Below are 576 nucleotides of genomic sequence, written 5' to 3' on the forward strand. Positions count from 1 at the left end.
CGCTATGGGAAATCTCATCTTGAGGGGGGCTTCATGCTTAGATGCTTTCAGCACTTATCCCGTCCACACATAGCTACCCAGCGATGCCTTTGGCAAGACAACTGGTACACCAGCGGTGTGTCCATCCCGGTCCTCTCGTACTAAGGACAGCTCCTCTCAAATTTCCTACGCCCACGACGGATAGGGACCGAACTGTCTCACGACGTTCTGAACCCAGCTCGCGTACCGCTTTAATGGGCGAACAGCCCAACCCTTGGGACCGACTACAGCCCCAGGATGCGATGAGCCGACATCGAGGTGCCAAACCTCCCCGTCGATGTGGACTCTTGGGGGAGATAAGCCTGTTATCCCCGGGGTAGCTTTTATCCGTTGAGCGATGGCCCTTCCATGCGGAACCACCGGATCACTAAGCCCGACTTTCGTCCCTGCTCGACTTGTAGGTCTCGCAGTCAAGCTCCCTTGTGCCTTTACACTCTACGAATGATTTCCAACCATTCTGAGGGAACCTTTGGGCGCCTCCGTTACATTTTAGGAGGCGACCGCCCCAGTCAAACTGCCCACCTGACACTGTCTCCC

At 55.9% G+C, this 576-nt stretch carries 1 rRNA gene; it reads right to left on the bottom strand.

Annotated elements, in window-relative coordinates:
- Positions 1-576, bottom strand: a 23S ribosomal RNA gene (locus ACOZIR_RS28405); the annotation flags it as partial.

The organism is Priestia sp. D3YE.R1, from assembly GCF_049199565.1.
GTDB lineage: Bacteria > Bacillota > Bacilli > Bacillales > Bacillaceae_H > Priestia > Priestia aryabhattai.